Annotated in this window: 19 protein-coding genes and 1 tRNA gene; 8 read left to right on the top strand and 12 right to left on the bottom strand. The window is 67.3% G+C overall.

What is annotated here, in order from left to right; all coding sequences use genetic code 11:
* Window positions 1–155: 155 nt before the first annotated feature.
* The 3 genes from ACWRN3_RS20790 to ACWRN3_RS20800 form a co-directional block, all read right to left on the bottom strand.
* The gene (locus ACWRN3_RS20790; protein WP_476741773.1) at window positions 156–1,115 is read right to left on the bottom strand and encodes an Fpg/Nei family DNA glycosylase; all 960 of its coding nucleotides are present in this window, start codon (window positions 1,113–1,115) and stop codon (window positions 156–158) included.
* Window positions 1,115–1,609 (bottom strand): ribose-5-phosphate isomerase, encoded by a 495-nt coding sequence (locus ACWRN3_RS20795; RefSeq protein ID WP_159631792.1) that lies wholly within the window; start codon window positions 1,607–1,609, stop codon window positions 1,115–1,117. The genes ACWRN3_RS20790 and ACWRN3_RS20795 overlap by 1 nt, the downstream gene beginning before the upstream one ends.
* Before the next feature lie 69 nt (window positions 1,610–1,678).
* Window positions 1,679–2,713 carry a hypothetical protein gene (locus ACWRN3_RS20800; protein WP_476741774.1) on the bottom strand — a complete coding sequence of 345 codons (1,035 nt, stop codon included), beginning with the start codon at window positions 2,711–2,713 and terminating at the stop codon, window positions 1,679–1,681.
* 171 nt (window positions 2,714–2,884) lie between these two features.
* Between ACWRN3_RS20800 and pepN the strand changes: the two genes are divergently transcribed.
* Entirely contained in the window at window positions 2,885–5,458 is a 2,574-nt protein-coding gene (gene pepN / locus ACWRN3_RS20805) for an aminopeptidase N (protein ID WP_476741775.1), read from the top strand.
* Window positions 5,455–5,928, top strand: a complete 474-nt coding sequence (locus tag ACWRN3_RS20810; RefSeq protein WP_476741776.1) for an OsmC family protein — start codon at window positions 5,455–5,457, stop codon at window positions 5,926–5,928. The genes pepN and ACWRN3_RS20810 overlap by 4 nt, the downstream gene beginning before the upstream one ends.
* Here the strand turns inward: ACWRN3_RS20810 and ACWRN3_RS20815 are convergent.
* Window positions 5,925–6,923 (bottom strand): NAD-dependent epimerase/dehydratase family protein, encoded by a 999-nt coding sequence (locus ACWRN3_RS20815; protein WP_476741777.1) that lies wholly within the window; start codon window positions 6,921–6,923, stop codon window positions 5,925–5,927. The genes ACWRN3_RS20810 and ACWRN3_RS20815 overlap by 4 nt on opposite strands.
* 66 nt (window positions 6,924–6,989) lie before the next feature.
* Here ACWRN3_RS20815 and ACWRN3_RS20820 point away from each other — a divergent pair, with 66 nt between their 5' ends.
* Window positions 6,990–7,673: a mechanosensitive ion channel family protein gene (locus ACWRN3_RS20820; RefSeq protein ID WP_255172456.1), complete on the top strand. Its 684-nt coding sequence runs from the start codon at window positions 6,990–6,992 to the stop codon at window positions 7,671–7,673.
* A 1-nt stretch (window position 7,674) separates the two neighbouring features.
* Window positions 7,675–8,133, top strand: a complete 459-nt coding sequence (locus ACWRN3_RS20825; RefSeq protein ID WP_275180260.1) for a globin — start codon at window positions 7,675–7,677, stop codon at window positions 8,131–8,133.
* Window positions 8,134–8,166: 33 nt separating this feature from the next.
* Here the strand turns inward: ACWRN3_RS20825 and ACWRN3_RS20830 are convergent, their stop codons facing one another.
* Complete coding sequence (locus ACWRN3_RS20830; protein WP_476741778.1) at window positions 8,167–8,826, bottom strand: DUF8185 domain-containing protein; 660 nt, start codon at window positions 8,824–8,826, stop codon at window positions 8,167–8,169.
* 64 nt (window positions 8,827–8,890) lie between these two features.
* On the opposite strand from ACWRN3_RS20830, the gene ACWRN3_RS20835 reads away from it, so the two are divergent.
* Window positions 8,891–9,811, top strand: coding sequence for an acyl-CoA thioesterase (locus ACWRN3_RS20835; protein WP_476741779.1), 921 nt, complete (start codon window positions 8,891–8,893; stop codon window positions 9,809–9,811).
* 126 nt (window positions 9,812–9,937) lie between these two features.
* On the opposite strand, the gene ettA is transcribed toward ACWRN3_RS20835, so the two are convergent.
* From ettA to ACWRN3_RS20850, 3 genes are all read right to left on the bottom strand, one after another.
* The gene (ettA, locus tag ACWRN3_RS20840; RefSeq protein WP_159631783.1) at window positions 9,938–11,620 is read right to left on the bottom strand and encodes an energy-dependent translational throttle protein EttA; all 1,683 of its coding nucleotides are present in this window, start codon (window positions 11,618–11,620) and stop codon (window positions 9,938–9,940) included.
* A 61-nt stretch (window positions 11,621–11,681) separates the two neighbouring features.
* Window positions 11,682–12,260 (bottom strand): DUF6993 domain-containing protein, encoded by a 579-nt coding sequence (locus ACWRN3_RS20845; protein WP_476741780.1) that lies wholly within the window; start codon window positions 12,258–12,260, stop codon window positions 11,682–11,684.
* 187 nt (window positions 12,261–12,447) lie between these two features.
* Window positions 12,448–12,999: a single-stranded DNA-binding protein gene (locus ACWRN3_RS20850; protein ID WP_255172464.1), complete on the bottom strand. Its 552-nt coding sequence runs from the start codon at window positions 12,997–12,999 to the stop codon at window positions 12,448–12,450.
* A gap of 207 nt (window positions 13,000–13,206) precedes the next feature.
* Between ACWRN3_RS20850 and ACWRN3_RS20855 the strand changes: the two genes are divergently transcribed.
* Window positions 13,207–13,279: transfer RNA gene (locus ACWRN3_RS20855), tRNA-Arg, on the top strand.
* Between the two features lie 51 nt (window positions 13,280–13,330).
* On the opposite strand, the gene ACWRN3_RS20860 is transcribed toward ACWRN3_RS20855, so the two are convergent.
* A complete protein-coding gene (locus tag ACWRN3_RS20860) occupies window positions 13,331–14,557 on the bottom strand; it encodes an ROK family protein (RefSeq protein ID WP_476741781.1) in 1,227 nt (408 codons plus the stop codon).
* A gap of 149 nt (window positions 14,558–14,706) precedes the next feature.
* Here ACWRN3_RS20860 and xylA point away from each other — a divergent pair, with 149 nt between their 5' ends.
* The gene (gene xylA / locus ACWRN3_RS20865) at window positions 14,707–15,894 is read left to right on the top strand and encodes a xylose isomerase (RefSeq protein ID WP_476741782.1); all 1,188 of its coding nucleotides are present in this window, start codon (window positions 14,707–14,709) and stop codon (window positions 15,892–15,894) included.
* Between the two features lie 3 nt (window positions 15,895–15,897).
* Entirely contained in the window at window positions 15,898–17,316 is a 1,419-nt protein-coding gene (gene xylB / locus ACWRN3_RS20870; protein ID WP_476741783.1) for a xylulokinase, read from the top strand.
* 122 nt (window positions 17,317–17,438) lie between these two features.
* Here xylB and ACWRN3_RS20875 read toward each other — a convergent pair whose 3' ends face one another.
* The 3 genes from ACWRN3_RS20875 to ACWRN3_RS20885 are packed head-to-tail and all read right to left on the bottom strand — an operon-like array spanning window position 17,439 to window position 20,658.
* The gene (locus ACWRN3_RS20875) at window positions 17,439–18,278 is read right to left on the bottom strand and encodes a sugar phosphate isomerase/epimerase family protein (protein ID WP_476741784.1); all 840 of its coding nucleotides are present in this window, start codon (window positions 18,276–18,278) and stop codon (window positions 17,439–17,441) included.
* Window positions 18,275–19,489, bottom strand: coding sequence for a dihydrodipicolinate synthase family protein (locus ACWRN3_RS20880; protein ID WP_476741785.1), 1,215 nt, complete (start codon window positions 19,487–19,489; stop codon window positions 18,275–18,277). Before ACWRN3_RS20880 ends, ACWRN3_RS20875 begins: the two co-directional genes overlap by 4 nt.
* Window positions 19,489–20,658, bottom strand: coding sequence for a Gfo/Idh/MocA family protein (locus ACWRN3_RS20885; protein WP_476741786.1), 1,170 nt, complete (start codon window positions 20,656–20,658; stop codon window positions 19,489–19,491). The genes ACWRN3_RS20880 and ACWRN3_RS20885 overlap by 1 nt, the downstream gene beginning before the upstream one ends.
* Window positions 20,659–20,791: the final 133 nt, after the last annotated feature.

Consider the following 20,791-nt stretch of genomic DNA (forward strand, 5'->3'; position numbering starts at 1 on the left):
GGCAGGTGGTTCAAACACGCAGAAGTCCCCGTCCCACTTGGGACGGGGACTTCTGCGAACAGCCGATAGCTGGCCGCTAAAGTGGATACATCGCATTTGCGAGTCCAACTTTCGGGGACCAGTTCAGATCGAGGGGCCTTTTTGTGTCTGTTCCCCTATGCCTGCGGCTGCTGGCAGTAGGGGCACCAGTAGAGGTTCCGGCCGGCAAGGTCGGCCATGAGCACGATGGTTTGGCACACCCTGCAGGGCAGCCCGTGCCGTTTATAGACAAAGTGGACGTCGTCGCGGTGCGGGAAATGTGCGCTCCTGGGCGGCACGGGCTCCCCTGCCGCGGCCGCCTTGGCGGCCGTGGTGCCATCGAGCGTCCAGTACTTGGGCGGGGTGGTGATGATCCGCCCATCGGCCACGCCGTCGTTCATGACGGCGACGATGTCGCGCCACAGCCTGCGGGCGTCGTTGTCCGGCAGCGCGGTTCCGGGCAGCAACGGATCGAGGCGGCGGCGGAACAGCACTTCGGCACGGTAGACGTTCCCGACGCCGGCAATCACCTTCTGGTCCATGAGCAGGGCCGCCAGCGGGGTCTTCCGGGTCCGGACATTGGCGGCGAACCGCCCGGCGTCCCCGCGAAGGTTCCGCAACGGATCCGGCCCCAGCCGCGCCAGGACGGCGTCGGCCTCTGCTGCGGTGATGGTCTCGCAGGTGGTGGCCCCGCGAAGGTCCGCCCAGCCGTGGCTCCCGGCGAGCCGGACCCGGACGGCCCCGACGGGCGCCGGCGGGCCTGCGTAGGGCGCGCCGCCGTCGTCGTCCCCGTCAGTGAACGCCTCCTGCTCCCCTACCCGCCGCGGCGCACCGATGCTTGACGCGCCGGCGAAGGTGCTGTCACCACCGAAGCTCCAGGCCCCGTACAGGCCAAGGTGGACGTGCAGCACCAGCGAGTTGTCGAAGTGCAGGAACAAGTGCTTCCCATGAGCCTCGGCAGCGACCATGGTGCGGCCGTCCAGCAGCGCCGCTCCCCCGCTGAACCTGCCCTGGGGACTGGACACAGCCAGTGCCTCGCCGAGGAATACATCGCCGAACTGGCGGGCGAGCCGGCGGACGGAATGGCCCTCGGGCACTACTCGATGACCTCGCCGGTGGCCTCAAAAACAGCGATCTTTTCGATCCTGCGGATGTGGCGTTCATCATTGCTGAAGGGCTCCGCCAGGAACGCCTCGACCAGCTCGGTGGCTTCCTCCACCGTATGCTGGCGGCCGCCCAGGGCAACCACGTTGGCGTCATTGTGCTCGCGGGCAAGGGTGGCCGTGGAAAGGTTCCAGGCGAGGGCGGCGCGGATGCCCCTCACCTTGTTGGCGGCAATCTGTTCACCGTTGCCGGAGCCGCCCAGCACGATGCCCAGGGCATGGACGCCGGCCTCCCGGTCAGCCACCACGGCGAGTGCCGCGTTGATGCAGAACGACGGGTAGTCGTCCTGGGCGTCGTAGACCTTGGGGCCATGGTCAACCACCTCGTATCCCTTCCCGGTCAGGTGGGACACCAGGTGGGCGCTGAGCTCCATGCCTGCATGGTCGGTGGCGATATGGACCCGCGGGTAGGCAGGGGTAGTGGTCACGTGCTAAGTCCGTTCGGTTGTGGGAGCTGGCGGCCACCGGGTGGGGCCGGAACGACACGGATAAGGATACTAGGGCAGCCCGGGGTCGGGGCTCTGGCCTTCCGTCGGTGGCGGCGGGCCGCCCCCGCGACGGGCCCTGGCGGCCACCCGCGTCAGGACTTCGGCAAGCCGCGCGGCTGAGGCCTGGCTGCCGCCGCTGACGGCAAGGCGCTGGCCGTCGGTCTTGCTGACGACGACGGCGGGGCCGCTGCTGACCAGCATGGCTGCGGTTCCGTGGTGGTGCCGGTAGCCCCACCCGCCGTAGTCCGCGGCCCTCACTTCTGCGGCACTGGCGTCGGAAATGGCACCGGCAGGCACGTCCATGACCGGCACCACCCCGGCCAGCAGGACCTTGAGTCCGCGCCGGTCCGCCCTGATGCGGGCGAACAGGAACGCTGTCCCCACCAGGGCCAGGACCACGAGCAGGATGCCCAGCCAAGGCACCACGACGGCGATGAGGGCCGCCGGGAACAGGGAGGCGATGGCGATCATGACGAAGACGGAACTGCGGGCATGGACCCAGAGCCTGATGCTGTCCAGGGCAAGGTCGGGGTCCAGTTCCTTGGCGATGGCGACCTGGAGAGCCCTGTCATCATCCGGCGACCATTGCCGGTCAGCCTTGTAGACCATGGCCATGGTCACCCCGAGCGATACCGCGGCACCGCTGCCAAGGGCAAGCACCGTCATGTCCACATGCGACTGCCGGGCGTCGGCCAGCCCCGTCTGGCCGATCAGGCCCGCGGCAAGGGCGGAGGTGATGAACAGGCTGAGGAAGAGTCCGGCACCCATCATGATCCGCCGCATCATGACCGGCCGCCCAAGGGGCACGGCCTGGAGCAGGACCAGCCAGCCGGCAACGACAATTCCGGCCGCACCAACCCCCACGTAGGCGCCGAAGGGCGCGAAGTCGGCCCCGCCGTCGTCCGTCCAGCGGATGGCGACCGGCTCCGGAAGGTCCGGGCGCAGCAGCGACGCGCAGTAGGCAAAGGCGGCGGCCAGGACGACGGGGAACCCGACGGCGAAGCGCAGGGCCTTGGTGTCCACCGAATCCAGCAGCTTTCCCATGCATTTAACGCTACCCCTGCGGCTGCCCGCCCAACCGTCCGGGCACCTGCAGCCGGCTGTGAGCTGCGCAACTTGCCAAGGACCCCAAGGATGAAAGAATGCATCACAGTGCCGGAACCGGGACCACCGGCCGGCAGCCCTAAATTCTCTGGAGGCCCTCTTTTGCCAGGCATGAACCTGACGCGCGCCGAAGCCCGTGAGCGCGCCGAACTGATCACCGTCGAGTCCTACGATGTCAGCCTGGACCTGACCCGCGGCGGAGAGGTCTTCGGCAGTACCACCACCGTGAAGTTCGCGGCGTCGCCGGGGTCGGCCAGCTTCATCGATGCCGTCACCCGCACGGTGCACAGCGTGACCCTGAACGGCCGCGCCCTTGATCCGGCCGCCGTGGCCGACGGCGTGCGGATTCAGCTGCCGGACCTGGCGGAGCACAACGAGCTGACAGTCGTGGCCGACATGCCCTACATGAACACCGGGGAAGGGCTGCACCGGTTCGTGGACCCGGTGGACAACGAGGTCTACCTGTACACGCAGTTTGAGGTTCCCGATTCCCGCCGGATGTTCACCGTCTTCGAGCAGCCGGACCTGAAGGCAACGTTCGCCTTCACCGTCACCGCGCCGTCCCACTGGGATGTCATTTCCAACTCCCCCACCCCTGAGCCGGCGCCGGCGGCGCCCGCCGAAGACGGTGCCGGCCGGTCCGTGTGGACCTTCGCACCCACGCCCCGGCTGTCCTCCTACGTCACCGCCCTGATCGCGGGTCCGTACGAGTCTGTCCGCAGCGAGGTCACCAGCTCAGACGGCCGGGTTATCCCGCTCGGAGTCTTCACGCGCAAGTCCCTGATGCAGTACCTCGATGCGGACAACATCTTCGAGCTCACGCGGCAGGGCTTCGGGTTCTTCGAAGCACAGTTCGGCTGCCCCTACCCGTTTGAGAAGTACGACCAGCTGTTCGTGCCGGAATTCAACGCCGGGGCCATGGAGAACGCCGGGGCGGTGACCATCCTGGAAGGCTACGTGTTCCGCAGCAAGGTCACTGGCGCCCAGATCGAGCGGCGCGCCATCACGGTGCTCCACGAACTGGCGCACATGTGGTTCGGGGACCTGGTGACCATGCGGTGGTGGAACGATCTGTGGCTCAATGAGTCCTTCGCCGAATACATGTCCCACCTGGCGGCGGTGGAGGCCACGTCCTTCACCAGCGCCTGGACCACCTTCGCCTCCGTGGAAAAGTCCTGGGCGTACCGGCAGGACCAGCTGCCCACCACGCACCCCATCTTCGCCGAGATCAACGACCTGCAGGACGTGGAGGTCAACTTCGACGGCATTACCTACGCCAAGGGCGCCTCGGTGCTGCGGCAGCTGGTGGCCTGGGTTGGACCGGACCAGTTCATGGCGGGTGTCCGTGAATACTTCGCCAAGCACTCCTGGCACAACACGGAGCTGCAGGACCTGCTGGTGGAGCTGGAGAAGGCCAGCGGCCGCGACCTGGACCGCTGGGGCCGGCAGTGGCTGGAGACCGCGGGCGTGAACACGCTGGCTCCCGAGCTGGCGGTGGATTCCGACGGGAAGCTGCGGTCCTTTGCCATCCTGCAGTCCGCGGTACCGGAGTGGCCCACCATCCGGCCGCACCGCCTTGCCGTGGGGTTCTACAACCTGGACGACGCCGGCAAGCTCACCCGGGTGCACCGGGAGGAACTGGACGTCGACGGCGAACGCACGGAGGTGCCGGCGCTGGCCGGCCTGGCCCGGCCGGACCTGATCCTCATCAACGACGACGATCTTGCCTACGCCAAGGTGCGGCTGGACCCGGCCTCTCTGGCCACCGCCACCGCGCACCTGAAGGACTTCGCTGCAAGCCTGCCGCGGACCCTCGTCTGGAACTCCGCGTGGGACGCTGCCCGTGACGGTGAGACCCCGGCACGGAAGTACGTGGAGTTGATCCTGGCCAACGTCGCTGCGGAGACGGATTCTTCCGTGATCCTGGTCCAGCTCCGGCAGCTGGCCACCACCCTGAACTTCTATGTGGCCGAGGAACACCGCGAAGCCACCACTGTCGCGGCCGTGGACCGGTTGTGGGATTTGGCGTCGTCTGTTCCCGGCGGCTCCGACGGCCAGCTGCAGTTCATCAAGTCCTTCGCGCTGCTGGCCCGCAGCGCGTCCCAGCTGGACCGGGTGTCCGGCCTCCTGGACGGGTCCGTGGTCCTGGACGGCCTGAGCGTTGACCAGGACCTCCGCTGGGAGCTGGTGGCTTCGCTGGTTTCCGGCGGCCGGATGGGGCAGGACGGCATCGACGCCGAGCTGGAGCGGGACAACACCTCCAGCGGCCAAAACGCGGCTGCCCTGGCCAAGGCTGCCATCCCCACCCCGGAGGCGAAGGCCGCGGCCTGGGAATCCATTGTGGTCAAGGGGGAACTGTCCAACGCGCTGCAGGGATCGGCGGTGACCGGCTTTATGCGGGTGCTGGACCGTTCGCTGCTGGAGCCGTACTCGGAGCTGTACTTCGCGGCTGTGCCGGGCATCGTGGCAACCCGCACGCACGCACTCGCCCAGCAGATCGTCGTCGGCCTCTACCCGGCGCTGTTGACCACGCAGGCCACGATCGACCGGACGGACGCCTTCCTGGCGTCGCTGCCGGCGGAAAGCGCTGCGCTGCGGCGGATGATGCTGGAGAACCGCGACGGTGTTGCCCGCGCCCTGCGTGCGCGCGGCGCCGATGTCCTGCAGGAGGGCAGCCCGGCGTGAGCCTCAACGAACACCGGTACTCGCTGACGGTCCAGTGGACAGGCAACCGGGGCGGCGGCACCTCGTCCTACCGGAGCTACTCCCGGGACCATGACGTGCTGGTTCCGGGCCTGCCGGTCCTCAAGGGCTCGGCAGACCCCACCTTCCATGGAGACCGGGAACGGTACAACCCGGAGCAGCTTCTCCTGGCTGCGCTGGCGCAGTGCCACATGCTGTCCTACCTGCACGTGGCGGTGAAGCACGGCGTGGTGGTCACGGGTTACCGGGATGAGGCGACCGGACTGATGCGGCTTAACCGGGACGGCAGCGGCCAGTTCGAGCGGGTCACCCTGCACCCGCACGTGACGGTGGCCGACGCCGCGCAGGCGGAACTGGCGGCCTCGCTGCACCATGAGGCCAACCAGGTCTGTTTCATTGCCCGGAGCGTGAACTTCCCGGTGGAGCACCAGCCGGTGACGGTGGCTGCTTAGGCTTCCCCGCCCTGCAGCAGCTTGACGAGCCGTTGCTCCGTGGCGGGGTGCAGGCCGGCCTTGCGGGACCGGTCCAGCCCGCGGACGCGTTCATCTGCCAGGGTGTCGGCCAGGGTTTCCTGCCAGGGCCGCAGCACCATCCCCGCGGCCTTGGCTGCCTGGTTGCTGCGGGCCATGAAGCCCTCATGGCGGGGCGGCAGCCAGAGCGGAAGGGAATCAGGCCCGGACCAATAGTTGACGCCCTGCTCCACCAGCCATTCTTCACCGGCAGTAATGGTGGCGGGTATGTTGGCGGTGGAGAGCTGGCCGCAGGCGCTGATGAGCTCTGCAAAGGCCACTTGGTCCCCGCTGGCGTTCAGTGGGCCGGAGGTCCCCTGCTCCGCTGCAAGCAGGATCCACGCCGCCAGGTCCCGGACGTCGATGACCTGGGTGGGCTGGTGCCCGATGTCCGGGACCAGCACCGGCCCGGGGGTGCCGGCGAAGCGGGCCGGCCAGTAGCCGTAGCGGTCGGTGGGGTCGCCAGGGCCACTGACCAGGCCGGCGCGGCAGAGGTGGGCCCTGCCGCCTGTGGCGTCCAGGGTGGCCTGTTCGATGGCCACTTTGGACTCGCCGTAGTTCCCGGGGGTGGAGAGAGTTCCGGGGGCAAGCGCCGGCAGGAGCCGGGCGTCCTCTGCCGTTCCGGGGACGGAATGGTCCGCATAGGCTGAGCAGCTGGAAACGAAGGTCCAGTGGCCGGCCTTCGGAGCGAGGGCGGCAAGGGCCTCCCGTGCAGGTGCAGGGTCCCGGGCAACCTCGATGACGGCGTCCCACGTGCCGGCCACGCAGGAGTACGCTGCCGGGCCCGCCGACCGGTCCGCCCTTGCCCACTCGGCGCCGGGCGGCGGCTCACCGGACTCTCCCCGGGCCAGGCACGTGGCGTGATGCCCCGCGGCCACCGCCTGCCTGGCGATTTCCCGGGAGAGGAAGGCTGTTCCGCCGAGGATGAGGATGCGCATTGCTCCACGCTACGGCGCTAGGGTTGAAAGAGAACAGCGCAATATCCCAAGGAGCTATTTCCACCCATGGTCAGCATGTTGTCCATCCTTCCCGACGCCGCGAGCCAGCCGTCCGGCGTAAGCGTCCCAGGCATCGTGATCAGCCTCGGCGTCGGCGTTGCCGTCTGGCTCGTGGCCACGTTCATCATTTCCCGCATCACCAGGCGGGTGGCGTCGGGGAGCAATTTCTTCAAGAAGCCCACGTTCAAGTGGGCTGCTCCGGCCTTTCGGGCCCTTGACCACGAACGCCGCGTCCAGCGTGCCGAAACCATCGGTTCACTGCTCAACAGCGTGGTGGGCGTGCTGGTGGTCATCATCACCGGCATGTACGTGCTGCAGAACCTCGACATCAACATTGCCCCACTGCTGACCAGCGTGGGTATCCTCGGTGTGGCCATCGGCTTCGGCGCCCAGCAGTTGATCCGCGACTTCCTGGCCGGGATCTTCATTACCATTGAAGACCAGTACGGGATCGGTGATGTGATCGAAACCAGCGAAGTGGTGGGCGTGGTGGAGTCCATGGGACTGCGGATCACCCGCGTCCGCTCCGACGACGGCGCCATCTGGTACCTGCGCAACGGCGAGATCCTGCGCGTGGGCAACCGGTCGCAGGGGCGTTACGTTCCACTGCATGAGTCCGACGACGGCACCACCGACCAGGGCTCGGCGCACGTTGAGACCAAGAAGACTGACCAGAAAGCCGGGGACTAGCATGTCGCTTCCCATTGAGCCGCGCCCCGGGCAGCGGCCCCAGTTGATGCAGAACGATCCCTTCAGCAAGCCGGATTACACCGACAGCTTCTACGACGCGGTGGGCGGCCACGAGACCTTCGTGAAGCTCATTGACGTGTTCTACGACGGCGTGGCCACCGATCCCCTGCTGCGGCCGATGTATCCGGAAGAGGACCTGGCGCCCGCGAAGCGCCGCTTCCTGATGTTCCTTGAGCAGTACTGGGGCGGGCCCACAACGTATGGCGAGGAGCGCGGCCACCCGCGCCTGCGCATGCGGCACATGCCCTTCAAGGTCACGCCGGAGGCAAAGGACCGGTGGCTGTTCCACATGCGCACCGCCGTGGACGCTCTGGAGTTGCCGCCACTTTACGAGGGAACGCTGTGGGACTACATGGAACGGGCCGCGCTGTCCATGGTGAACAGCCCCTCCGGTTCCTGAGTCTCTTATCGGGCCGGCGCCCTGCGGTCTGGCCTAGAGCAGTCCGCTGCCCGTCCGTGCCAGGACGTGGCCGCGCGGTCCGGTAAGCCGGAACCAGCGGCCGGCCTGGTAGAGCTTCTGGTCGCCGTCCCCCAGGAACCCCAGCGCGAAGGCCGCGAAGGCAGCGCCGGCGGGCAGTCCGGCGTCGTCCAGTTCCCGCCCCCATACCGCGGCCCGTGCGTTGTTCACGATGAGTGCGCCCGGCTTGTCCGGCACGATGCCCGCCACCTCGGCGATGCCTGCCTCGGCAGCCGCCCGCAGGCGGGCGTCGCTGACGGACCCCAGCAGTTCCCAACCGCCCCGTGGGGCGCCTACCCCGGTCCAGGACTCGGTGACGGTGGTGGGCGGAACCGGCAACTCGACGTCGCCCTCCCCTGCACGTGCCAGCCGGTCCAGGACGGATGACAACGCAACGGTGACATCCGTTCCGGACGGTTCCGCCAGTGCCATGGTGCGCAGGCCCAGGATCGTCGGGGTGGATTCGCCCAGGAGCCTGGGCCGCAGGACGCACACGTAGGTGGCCAGGACGGAGCCGGCGGCCTGCAGCCGGATGGCGCCGTCATCAATGGCTTTGGCCCGGGTGGCGAAAGTCTTCAGGTCGGCGAGATCCCGCGGGTCTGCGAAACGGAAGGACGAGGTGAGAAGTTCAGACACATCTAGAACACTACCGGCTGCACTCCGGTTGAGTGGTTTGCGGGCCGCCGTCTAGAGTCGGACCATGACTGAAGCCGAAGCCGGACTGCTGGCGCCGCCCAGTGGCGACCCCACCTCATCGCTGATCGAACTGCTGGACCTTGGTGAGCTTGAGGGCGCCCGCACGGATGAGGACATTTTCCTTGGCCCCTCACAGCAGCAGCCGCACCACAGGGTGTTCGGCGGGCAGGTGCTGGCGCAGTCCCTCGTGGCATCGATCCGGACAGTTGACCCCGAACGGTTCGTCCACTCCATGCACGGCTATTTCCTGCGCCCCGGCGACGCCAACAAGCCCATCACCTTCGGGGTGCAGCGGCTGCGCGACGGCAGGTCTTTTTCGGCCCGGCGGGTCCACGCCTACCAGGACGGAGTGCCCATCCTGTCCATGATCGCGTCCTTCCAGGGCGAGGACGAAGGGATCGAGCACTCTTCTGTGATGCCGGAAGGAATCCCGGACCCCGAATCATTGCCCAGCACGGCGGACCTGCTGGGCAAGTTCGATAATCCGGTTGCCCGGCACTGGGCGTATGAGCGGCCCTTCGACATCCGGCACGTAGACCCTGCGTTGTACGTTTCAGCGGCCGGTCCGCGGGAAGCCCGCAACGCCGTCTGGATGAAGACCTTTGGGCCGATGCCGGACGACTCCAACCTGCACCGCGCCGCCCTGGCCTACGCCAGCGACTACACCCTCCTCGAATCGGTCCTTCGCCGGCATGGCCTGAGCTGGATCACCCCCGGAATGAATGTAGCCAGCCTGGACCACGCGATGTGGTGGCACCGGCCCGCGCGGGTTGATGAGTGGCTGCTCTACGTCCAGGAATCCCCCAGCGCCCACGGCGCGCGCGGCCTGGCAACCGGCAAGATCTTCAACCGCGAGGGCCAGCATGTCGCCTCCGTTGCGCAGGAGGGGATGGTGCGCATTCCCACCGACCCCGCGGTCGCCTGACTTCGAAGGCACCGCACCCTCGCAGGCACGCTGACCCCGCAGGCACGCAGAAGGCCGGTACCCCGAAAATTGTCGGGGTACCGGCCTTCTTTTGAGCTGTCAGGCTTTTGGCCCGGTTCCGCGCTGCTAGTCGCGGGTCAGGCGCCGGTGGGTGACCCGGTGCGGCTTGGCAGCGTCCGGGCCCAGACGCTCCACCTTGTTCTCCTCGTAGGATTCGAAGTTACCCTCGAACCAGTACCACTTGGAGGGGTTCTCGTCGTCACCTTCGTAGGCCAGGATGTGCGTGGCCACCCGGTCAAGGAACCACCGGTCGTGCGAGACCACCACGGCGCAGCCGGGGAACTCGAGCAGCGCGTTCTCCAGGCTGCTGAGGGTTTCGACGTCGAGGTCGTTGGTGGGTTCGTCGAGGAGCAGCAGGTTCCCGCCCTGCTTGAGGGTCAGGGCCAGGTTCAGGCGGTTGCGCTCACCGCCGGAGAGCACACCTGCCTTCTTCTGCTGGTCCGGACCCTTGAACCCAAAGGCTGCCACGTAGGCGCGGGACGGCATCTCGACGTTGCCCACCTGGATGAAGTCGAGTCCGTCGGAGACGACCTCCCACAGGGTCTTGTTGGGGTCGATGCCACCGCGGCTCTGGTCGGCGTAGGAGATTTTGACCGAGTCACCGATCTTCAGCTCGCCGCCGTCGAGCGGCTCCAGGCCCACGATAGTCTTGAAGAGCGTGGACTTGCCCACACCGTTGGGGCCGATGACACCCACGATGCCGTTGCGCGGCAGGCTGAAGGAGAGCCCGTCGATCAGGACACGGTCGTCGAAGCCCTTCTGCAGGTTCTTGGCCTCCAGGACCAGGCCACCCAGGCGCGGTCCCGGCGGGATCTGGATTTCCTCGAAGTCGAGCTTGCGGGTGCGGTCCGCTTCTGCGGCCATTTCCTCGTACCGGGCCAGGCGGGCCTTCGATTTGGTCTGGCGGCCCTTGGCGTTGGAGCGGACCCACTCGAGTTCCTCGGCGAGGCGCTTGGCCTGCTTGGCATCCTTCTTGCCCTGGATCTCGAGGCGGGCGCGCTTCTTCTCCAGGTAGGTGGAGTAGTTGCCTTCGTACGGGTACAGGTGGCCGCGGTCCACTTCGGCAATCCATTCCGCCACGTGGTCCAGGAAGTAACGGTCGTGGGTGACGGCGAGGACGGCGCCGGGGTAGCTCGAAAGGTGCTGCTCAAGCCACAGGACACTTTCCGCGTCCAGGTGGTTGGTGGGCTCGTCAAGGAGCAGCAGGTCCGGCTTCTGCAGGAGGAGCTTGCACAGGGCCACGCGGCGGCGCTCACCACCGGAGAGATTGGTGACATCGGCATCGGCCGGCGGGCAGCGGAGGGCGTCCATGGCCTGCTCCAGCTGGGAGTCGAGGTCCCAGGCATCGGCGGCGTCGATGGCTTCCTGCAGCTTGCCCATTTCCTCGAGGAGGGTGTCATAGTCAGCATCGGGGCTGGCCATTTCCTCGGAGATCTCGTTGAAGCGCTGGATCTTGCCGTAGATCTCGCCCACGCCTTCCTGGACGTTGCCCAGGACTGTCTTTTCCTCGTTGAGGGGCGGTTCCTGGAGCAGGATGCCCACGCTGTAGCCGGGGCTGAGCCGGGCTTCACCGTTGGAGGGCGTGTCCAGCCCTGCCATGATCTTCAGGATGGTGGACTTACCGGCACCGTTTGGGCCCACAACACCAATCTTGGCGCCCGGGAAGAAGGACATGCTTACGTCATCAAGAATGAGTTTTTCGCCAACGGCCTTACGGGCCTTGGTCATTGTGTAGATAAATTCCGCCATGGTCTCAAATCTAGTGGGTTGGCGGGCAGATCTCACATTTACAGCCGGAAAGTCAGCAGGATCAGGAACCCACGAAGCACTTGCCGCTGGCCAGGACCGGCAGGACGGTGACGGTCACTGCGCCTTCGCGCACCTGGCCAATGACGCAGTCCTTGCCCTGCAGCACGGCAGCCTCGATGGCGTCCGCCTCCAACCCGGTGGGCGTCCGGCTCTGCGAGACCTGGAGCACTGCGGGCGCGATGCCGGCCCCCGTCAGTGCGTCGCTGACCTGGGCCGTGGCCGGTTTGGGTGTGCCTGTTGCCAGTTTGGCCAGGGTGTCGGTTACGGTCCGCTTCACGGTTTCGGTGGCTGCGGCATCTGCTGCCGCGGCGGCCGAGGTGCTGGCACCGGCTGATGTATTGGCCAACGCTTCCCTGCCCACGGCGCTGCTTGTCGCAGCTGGATTGGCGGCCTGGGCTGCCGCTTCCTGTGTGGCCGGCGCTGCCGCCGTTGCCTTCAACAATCCGTCATCGCTGCCCTCAACCCGCGGATTGTTCGCTGCGGGACCGGCGGCACACCCCGTCACGAGGGCGGCCAGGACAGCACATGTCAGCGCTGCACCGGCCCGGTTTGTCTGCCGGCGGTAAGGGGTGGGACGCATGGTGTCATTGTGCCATGCGCCGGACGCCCGGCCGGGATTACCGGCCGCAGGCGTCCGGCCGCGCTGGAGGGCTGACGCATGGTGGCGGGCGCTCGGATGTGGGCGGGCGGACGGACCTCGGCCGGGGGTGCCACCGGTCCGTCCGCCCGGGACTGAACGGGGAACGTTGACAGCTGATGCCTGTTTCCTAGACTTCGGCGAGTTCCCCGGTTTCCAGGTCAAGGGAAGCGAGTCCGCCGTCGTTGTCCTCAATGACGACGGCCCCATGGTCGTGTTCCCCGGGATGGTCGTCCTCACGGTCCTCCGGTTCGTCAAGGGCCGGGTCCATCGCAGGGGCTTCCTCCGCGGACTGCGGCTGCTCCACAAGGGAAAGCGCAGGCCTGGAAGCGGTCCGGATGAAGTTTGCCGAACCAAAGGTAAGGTCATGCCCCACGGCCTCGGCGTCGATGATGGTGGAGTGGTAGACCCGGCCTTCCTTTTCCCAGGTGCGGATCTTCAGCTTGCCCACGACGATGACCGGTTGGCCTTTCCGGATGCTGCAGCCCAGGGTCCCGGCGAGGTTGCGGTAGCCCTGCACGGTGAACCAGTTGGTGTGCCCGTCGCCCCAGGTTTTGGATTCCCTGTCAAAGCGGCGTGTGGTGGAACCGAGCCGGAAGGAGGCTGTCGCCACTCCCCCCGGCGTGGTGGAACTCGTGATCTCAGTGGCAACGAAGCCCCGGATGGTAATCGTTTCGCTCATGTCTACGTCCTGTCTGGATGGTGGCGCCTGGAGCAGGCATGACCAGCATCGCCCCGGACGCCGGCGCGCAGGAGGCGCGGGTTCCCGTATGTGGACAACAGGGCCCAACCCGCCACGTGGGGAGGAACAGTGCAGGCCGGATGACGCCGCCGGCATGCCGGGCAATGTAAACTTTTTGAGGCGCCGGCCTGCAGGCCGGAAGCTGATGCCTCAGTAGCTCAGGGGATAGAGCAGCGGCCTTCTAATCCGCCGGTCGGGGGTTCGATTCCCTCCTGGGGCACGTTGGTGGCTGATGCCCCGGTCTTCGGACCGGGGCATTGTGCACCCGCCGCTATGCGTGCAGCCGGTGCGGGGCTTCCACCAGGGACCGGATCACGCTGCCGGCGGCCCCCAGCAGGGCACCAAACTCCCCCACCGTGGACACCGCTACCTGCTCCGACTCGTACTTTCCGGGCGCATATTTCTGCAGGCTGTCCAGCAACGGGGCGCGCAGCCAGGGCTCAAGGACTGCGAAATGCCCGCCCAGTACCACCGAATCGATATCCACCACGCGCGCCGTTGAGGCAAGCGCTATACCCAGACAGCGGCCTGCACGTTCGACGGCGGATACCGCCTTGGGTGCCCCGCCCTCAAGTGCCCGCAGGAGTGCGGACATGGCGGCAGACCGTGTAACCCCCTCCGGCGCCAGGCCGGCAGCAATGAATATGGCGTCCTGGCCGGCTACCGTTTCCAGGCAGCCAGTCCCCCCGCATGAACAATGGCCGCCGTCTGGATCCACCACGATGTGTCCCACTTCGCCGGCATGGCCCCCGGGGCCGGTGAACAGCTCGGAACCGATGACAATCCCGCCGCCCACGCCCACCTCACCGGAGACGAAAAGGAAGTTGGATGCGCGATCCGGCCGGTGCCGCAGTTCGGCCAGGGCGGCCGCATTGGCCTCATTGAACAGTGCAACCCCCAGCGCTGTTTCGGGCAGCAGGGCGTCAAGGTCGAGGTCTACATTGACCCAGCCCAGGTTGGGAGCGGTCAGCACGCGCGCCCTGGCAGGGTCCACCAGCCCGGGCACCGCCAGCCCGCCGCCCACGACGTCGACGCCCTGTTCCCCGGCCGCGCTCCGCACCCTGGCTGCCAGGCCTGCGAGCGCAGCCAGCACCGGCTTGTCCGCACTGTTCCGGTTATCGCGCTCCCGTACCTCCCGCAGCAGCACCTTCCCGGACAGGTCAACCACGGCGGCGGAAATGTAGTCGACGTTGACCTCCATTCCCATGACCGCACGGCTGGGGCTGAGCTCCAGTCCCACGCCTGGCCGGCCGCGGCCCTGGGGGTTAAGCCCGATTTCGCGGATGACCCCGGCGTCCAGGAGGTCCAGCACCAGGCTGGACACCGACGCCTTGGTCAATCCGGTGGCGCCGGCAACCTGGGCACGGCTGGGATGCGTGCCGGGCGGGAACTCGGCAATCGCGCCGAGGACCAGCGCAAGATTGCTGCGCCTCACGTCCCCAACGTTTCCGGGGGCCGGGGATCCGGACCCCGCCGCTGCAAGCGCCGGCATCACCATCACAAAGCTCCTTGGTTAGACGCTTCCGCCAAGTTTTTCGGCGGTCTCCACGCTGGACTATTGACCCCACCCTACGTCCGCTCATATAGTTCAGGCAATGAACTAAAGCTTCGCAATTCCGCGGCGCAACCCGATCGCAAGGACGCATCATGACTCTCTCCCCCACGCCCGCTGACAAGTTCACCTTCGGCCTCTGGACGGTGGGCTGGACCGGCGCCGATCCGTTCGGCGTGGCCACCCGTGCCGCTTTGGATCCGGTGGAGGCAGTCCACCGCCTGGCAGAACTGGGCGCCTATGGCATCACGTTCCATGACAATGACCTTGTTCCTTTTGACGCCTCCGCGTCAGAGCGGGACCTGATCCTGAAAAACTTCCGCGCAGCCCTGGCCGAGACCGGGCTGAAGGTCCCCATGGTGACCACCAACCTGTTCAGCCACCCGGTCTTCAAGGACGGCGGCTTCACCTCCAACGACCGTTCCATCCGCCGCTTTGCCCTCTCCAAAGTCCTGCGCAACATCGACCTCGCCGCAGAGCTCGGCGCCGAAACGTTCGTCATGTGGGGCGGCCGCGAAGGCAGCGAATACGACGGCTCCAAGGACCTGGCAGCCGCCCTGGACCGCATGAAGGAAGGCGTTGACACCGCGGCGGGCTACATCAAGGAGAAGGGCTACAACCTGCGGATCGCCCTTGAACCCAAGCCGAACGAACCCCGCGGCGATATCTTCCTGCCCACTGTCGGCCACGGCCTGGCCTTCATTGCCCAGCTCGAGCACGGTGACATCGTGGGCCTGAACCCCGAAACCGGCCACGAGCAGATGGCAGGACTGAACTTCACCCACGGGATTGCGCAGGCACTCCGGGCCGGCAAGCTCTTCCACATCGACCTCAACGGCCAGCGCGGCATCAAGTACGACCAGGACCTGGTGTTCGGCCACGGCGACCTCACCAGCGCCTTCTTCACGGTCGACCTGCTGGAGAACGGCTTCCCGGGCGGTGGCCCCAAGTACGACGGCCCGCGCCACTTCGACTACAAGCCCTCCCGCACCGACGGCTACGACGGCGTGTGGGCGTCCGCCAAGGCCAACATGGCCATGTACCTGCTGCTGAAGGAACGGGCGCTGGCGTTCCGCGCAGACCCGCAGGTACAGGAAGCACTCAAGACCTCCGGCGTGTTCGAACTCGGCGAGCCCACCCTCAGTGCCGGCGAAAGCACCGCAGACCTGCTGGCCGACGCCGCAGCGTTCGAGGACTTCGACGCCGACAAGGCTGCTGAGCGCTCCTTCGCGTTCGTCCGGCTCAACCAGCTCGCCATCGAGCACCTGCTGGGCGCCCACTAGGCCATGGTGCTCGTCGCAGGCATCGACAGCTCCACCCAGTCGTGCAAGGTGGTCATCCGCGATGCGGAAACCGGGTCATTGGTCCGCCAGGGCCGGGCCCCACACCCTGAGGGCACCGAGGTCCACCCCGACCATTGGTGGACGGCACTGCAGAAGGCAGTTGCAGATGCCGGCGGACTGGATGACGTCAGTGCCGTGTCCGTCGGAGGCCAGCAGCACGGCATGGTCTGTCTGGACAGCGACGGTGCGGTGATCCGGCCGGCGCTGCTGTGGAACGACACCCGCAGCGCCGGCGCTGCCCAGGATCTCATCGAATCCGCCGGGGGCGGCGATCCAGCCGCCGGCGCGCAGTACTGGGCACGCGCAACCGGTACCGTGCCGGTCGCGTCCCTGACGCTGACCAAGCTGCGCTGGCTGGCGGAGAACGAGCCGGAAAACGCCGCAAGGGTGGCCGCCGTCTGCCTGCCGCACGACTGGCTCACCTGGCGGCTCGCAGGCTACGGGCCAGGCAGCGGAAAGGAGGGGTTGGCCGCCCTGGCCACGGACCGCTCGGACGCGTCCGGCACGGGCTACTACTCGACGGCGGAAGGCAAGTACCTGCCCGACGTCCTGTCCGCGGCACTCGGCCACGTGCCGGTCCTCCCCCGGGTCCTCGGGCCCCTGGAAGCAGCGGGAAAGACACCGGCGGGCGCCCTCCTGGCGGCAGGCGCCGGGGACAATGCGGCGGCCGCGCTGGGTGCAGGGGCCCGGTTGGGCGATGTGGTGATGTCGCTGGGCACGTCCGGCACCGTATTCGCGGTCTCGGATTCGCCGGCGGCAGACGCATCGGGCCTGGTGGCCGGGTTCGCCGACGCCGCCGGGCATTTCCTGCCGCTGGTGTGCACCCTGAATGCCACCCGCATCTTTGATGCCACCGCCGCCCTGCTGGACGTGGACCTGGCCGAGTTCAACCGGCTGGCGTTGGCCGCCGGTCCCGGTGCCGGCGGCCTCACCCTGATCCCCTACTTCGATGGGGAAAGAACCCCCAACCTGCCGGACGCCACCGGCTCCCTGCACGGCATCACGCGGGCCAACTACACCCCTGCCAACCTGGCGCGCGCCGCCGTCGAGGGTGTTGTCTGCTCACTGGCGGACGGCCTGGCGGCACTGCAAAACCAGGGCGTGTCCGCCCAAAGGATCCTCCTGGTGGGTGGCGGAGCCCAGTCAGCAGCAGTGCAGGACGTGGCTGCCAGCCTGCTGGGAACCGCCGTCACGGTGCCGCAGCCGGGTGAATATGTCGCCGACGGCGCCGCGCGCCAGGCTGCGGCGGCACTCAGCGGACGCTTCCCTGCGTGGGCGGCAGACGCCGTCGACCTTCCGCTGGGAAACGACGACGCCGGAGTGCTGGCAAGGTACCGTCGGGTCGCCTCGCTCTACACGTAAGGCTGCAGCGGGCAGGGAAGTACCCGGACCGCGGTGGGAAATACCACCGCGGTCCGGGTCCTTTTATGTGGGGCGCAGGCTCCTGCCGTGACGTAGCAGGAGCCCGCGGGTCTTGGATCAGGTCAGGCGTACGGCAGGACAAGCTCCGCGTAACGCTCTTTGACCGTGGCCAGGACGGTGTTGCCGTCCGTGTCCCAGATCTCCTGATTGAAAATCTCCACCTCGATGTCGCCCGTGTACCCGGCGTCGCGCACCCAGGTGCCGATCGTGGCGAAGTCCACCACGCCGTCGCCCATGAATCCGCGCGAGAGCAGCGGATCGGCGGCGATGGGCATGTTGAAGTCGCACACCTGGTAGGAGGCAATACGGTTCTCCCGGCCGGCGCGTTCGATTTGCGCCTTCAGTTCCGGGTCCCACCAGACATGGAAGGTGTCGACGGCGACCCCCACCGTGGAGGCGTCGAACGGCGCCGCGAGGTCCAGGGCCTGCCCCAGGGTGGAGATCAGCGCGCGGTCGGCGGCGTACATCGGGTGCAGCGGTTCCAGCACCAGGCGGACGCCGTTTTCCTGTGCGAACGGGACCAGGTCCGCGAGCCGGTCAGCCACACGCTGCCGGGCGCCCACGATGTCCTTCTCCCCCGGGGCGAGTCCGCCAACCACCAGGAACAGTTCGGTGGTGTCCAGCGCCACGGCTTCGAGGATGGCTGCACGGTTGTCGGCGAGCGCGTTTGCCTGGCCCTGCGCGTCCGCCGCGGTGAGGAACCCGCCGCGGCACAGCGAGGACACACGCAGGCCCGCATCCTTGATCAGGCGGGCTGCCTTGTCCAGGCCGGCTTCCGCCACCCGGTCCCGCCAGGGGCCGATGGCGGGGATGCCGGCGTCGACGCAGCCCTCGACCACCTGGGCAAGCGTCCACTTCTTGATGGTGGCGCTGTTGATGGACAGGCGGGAGAAGCCGCTCATACTCCCACCCCGTTGATCCGCAGGTAATCGGACATGCGGAAGGCGGCCAGCGCGGGGTCCTTCAGCAAGCCGGCCTGGTCGGCCAGCTCAAAGGTCCGGGCGAGGTGGCAGACAGAGCGGCCGGAGTGCAGGCCGCCGACCATCTGGAACCCGGACTGCTTGCCGTTGAGCCAGGACATGAACGCGATGCCGGTCTTGTAGTAGAACGTCGGGGCGCTGAAGATGTGCTTGCCCAGTTCGCGGGTGGAGTCCAAAATTTCCCGTGCCCTGGCCGGGTTTCCGGCGTCGTAGTTCTGCAGGGCCACGGATGCGGCCGGGTAGATGGCCGCGAAGATGCCCAGCAGCGCGTCGGAGTGGTGGGTGCCGTCGCCGTCGATGAGCTCGGGATAGTTGAAGTCGTCCCCGGTGTAGAGGCGGACGCCCTCAGGCAGCGCTGCCCGCAGGGCCACCTCGTGGCTGGCATCGAGCAGGGAGACCTTGACCCCGTCCACCTTGTCCGCGTTGTCCCTGATCAGGCCCAGGAAGGTTTCGGTGGCGGCCGGAACGTCCCCGGACCCCCAGTAGCCGGCGAGGGCGGGATCGAACATGGTTCCGAGCCAGTGCAGGATGACCGGCTGGTCCACCTCCTGCAGCAGCGTGGAGTAGACGTTCAGGTAGTCCTCCGGCCCGCGCGCTGCCTTGGCGAGTGCCCGCGATGCCATGAGAATCACCTTGGGGCCGGCCTCGGTGATCACGGAGATCTGTTCGCGGTATGCCTCAAGGACGGCCTTGATGCCCGCGTCACCGGAGGGAAGGGTGTCCAGGTCCAGCTGGTCGGTGCCGGCCCCGCAGGACACGAGGTCACGGACCGATTTGCCGGCGGTGGCCGGGTTGTTGGCCGAGACCACCGAGGCTGCTTCGACGCCGGTGTGCTTGATGAGTTGCTGCGTGGCGGCCCAGTCAAGCCCCATGCCGCGCTGGGCGGTGTCCATGGCGTCGGCCACGCCAAGACCGTAGGACCAGAGCTCGTGGCGGTACGCCATGGTGGCGTCCCAGTCCAGGCGGGCCGGGGCCCCGGGGGTGTTGTCAGCGAGGACCTCGGGGATGACGTGGGCCGCGGCGTAGGCGCGCCGGGCAGTGAGCGGGGCGGTGGGGCGGGCCCAGGGCGTGGCGCCCTGGAGGCGGTACTCCCTGGTGCCGCCGTCCTCGGAGGGAAGGATAAGGGAAGTCATCAGAGCGTGATCTCCGGGATGTCGATGGTGCGGCGTTCGTCATTGGAGCGAAGGCCAAGTTCGGCGAGCTGGACGCCGCGGGCGGCGGACAACAGGCCGAAGCGGTGTTCCCTGCCGGCCACAACGTCGCGGAGGAACTCTTCCCACTGCAGCTTGAAGCCGTTGTCCAGTTCGGCGTTGGCGGGAACTTCCTGCCATTGGTCGCGGAAGGATTCGGTGACGGGCAGGTCCGGGTTCCACACGGGCTTTGGGGTGTGGGCCCGCTGCTGGGCGACGCACTTGTTCAGGCCGGCCACAGCGGAACCGTGGGTGCCGTCCACCTGGAATTCCACCAGTTCGTCGCGGTAGACGCGCACTGCCCAGGAGGAGTTGATCTGGCCAACCACCTGGTCGCCGCCCGGGGTCTCGAGTTCGAAGATGCCGTAGGAGGCGTCATCGGCGGTGGCCTTGTACTCGTTGCCTGCCTCGTCCCAGCGGGCGGGGATGTGGGTGGCGGTCTTGGCATTGACGCTCTTGACCTGGCCGATGATGCCCTCCAGGACGTAGTTCCAGTGGCAGAACATGTCCGTGGTCATTCCGCCGCCGTCTTCCTTGCGGTAGTTCCAGGACGGGCGCTGCGCGGCCTGGATGTCGCCTTCGAATACCCAGTAGCCGAACTCGCCGCGGATGGAGAGGATGCGGCCGAAGAAGCCCTCGTCCACCAGGCGGCGGAGTTTGACCAGGCCAGGGAGGTAGAGCTTGTCGTGGACGACGCCGGCAGTGACGCCCGCCTCCTTGCCGATGCGGGCCAGCTCGATGGCTTCTTCGAGGGTCTCGGCCGTGGGCTTCTCGGTGAAGATGTGCTTGCCGGCCAGCATCGCCTTCTTCAGGGTGGCGGCGCGCAGGCTGGTCATGGAGGCGTCAAAGATGACGTCCACCGTGGGGTCGTTGATCACGGCGTCCAGGTCCGTGGTCCACTCGGACACCTTGTGCTTTTCCGCCAGTTCCCGGATTTTGGCCTCGTTGCGGCCCACCAGGATGGGTTCAACCTGGACCCGGATGCCGTCCGGGAGGGTGAAGCCGCCTGCATCGCGAATCGGCAGGATGGAGCGCAGCAGGTGCTGGCGGTAGCCCATCCGTCCGGTGATGCCGTTCATGGCGATGCGGATTGTCTTTGTTTCGAAGCCCATGTGTCCTCCACGGTGAGTGAGCAAGGTAGTCAAACTAATTGGGAAAGCGCATTCCCGCTGCTTCCATGATGCACGGCGCGCTTTCCCTTGGCAAGCGCTTTCCGGAAGTAGTTTGAACTGCCATAATGTGCTT

This window comes from Pseudarthrobacter sp. rb, assembly GCF_056389225.1.

Coding starts and splice junctions, on each gene's coding strand:
- ACWRN3_RS20800 (WP_476741774.1), bottom strand. CDS start 2,713: ATGGGAAAGCTGCTGGATTCGGTGGACACCAAGGCCCTGCGCTTCGCC.
- pepN (WP_476741775.1), top strand. CDS start 2,885: ATGAACCTGACGCGCGCCGAAGCCCGTGAGCGCGCCGAACTGATCACC.
- ACWRN3_RS20815 (WP_476741777.1), bottom strand. CDS start 6,923: ATGCGCATCCTCATCCTCGGCGGAACAGCCTTCCTCTCCCGGGAAATC.
- ACWRN3_RS20820 (WP_255172456.1), top strand. CDS start 6,990: ATGGTCAGCATGTTGTCCATCCTTCCCGACGCCGCGAGCCAGCCGTCC.
- ACWRN3_RS20825 (WP_275180260.1), top strand. CDS start 7,675: ATGTCGCTTCCCATTGAGCCGCGCCCCGGGCAGCGGCCCCAGTTGATG.
- ACWRN3_RS20835 (WP_476741779.1), top strand. CDS start 8,891: ATGACTGAAGCCGAAGCCGGACTGCTGGCGCCGCCCAGTGGCGACCCC.
- ettA (WP_159631783.1), bottom strand. CDS start 11,620: ATGGCGGAATTTATCTACACAATGACCAAGGCCCGTAAGGCCGTTGGC.
- ACWRN3_RS20845 (WP_476741780.1), bottom strand. CDS start 12,260: ATGCGTCCCACCCCTTACCGCCGGCAGACAAACCGGGCCGGTGCAGCG.
- ACWRN3_RS20850 (WP_255172464.1), bottom strand. CDS start 12,999: ATGAGCGAAACGATTACCATCCGGGGCTTCGTTGCCACTGAGATCACG.
- ACWRN3_RS20860 (WP_476741781.1), bottom strand. CDS start 14,557: ATGGTGATGCCGGCGCTTGCAGCGGCGGGGTCCGGATCCCCGGCCCCC.
- xylA (WP_476741782.1), top strand. CDS start 14,707: ATGACTCTCTCCCCCACGCCCGCTGACAAGTTCACCTTCGGCCTCTGG.
- xylB (WP_476741783.1), top strand. CDS start 15,898: ATGGTGCTCGTCGCAGGCATCGACAGCTCCACCCAGTCGTGCAAGGTG.
- ACWRN3_RS20875 (WP_476741784.1), bottom strand. CDS start 18,278: ATGAGCGGCTTCTCCCGCCTGTCCATCAACAGCGCCACCATCAAGAAG.
- ACWRN3_RS20880 (WP_476741785.1), bottom strand. CDS start 19,489: ATGACTTCCCTTATCCTTCCCTCCGAGGACGGCGGCACCAGGGAGTAC.
- ACWRN3_RS20885 (WP_476741786.1), bottom strand. CDS start 20,658: ATGGGCTTCGAAACAAAGACAATCCGCATCGCCATGAACGGCATCACC.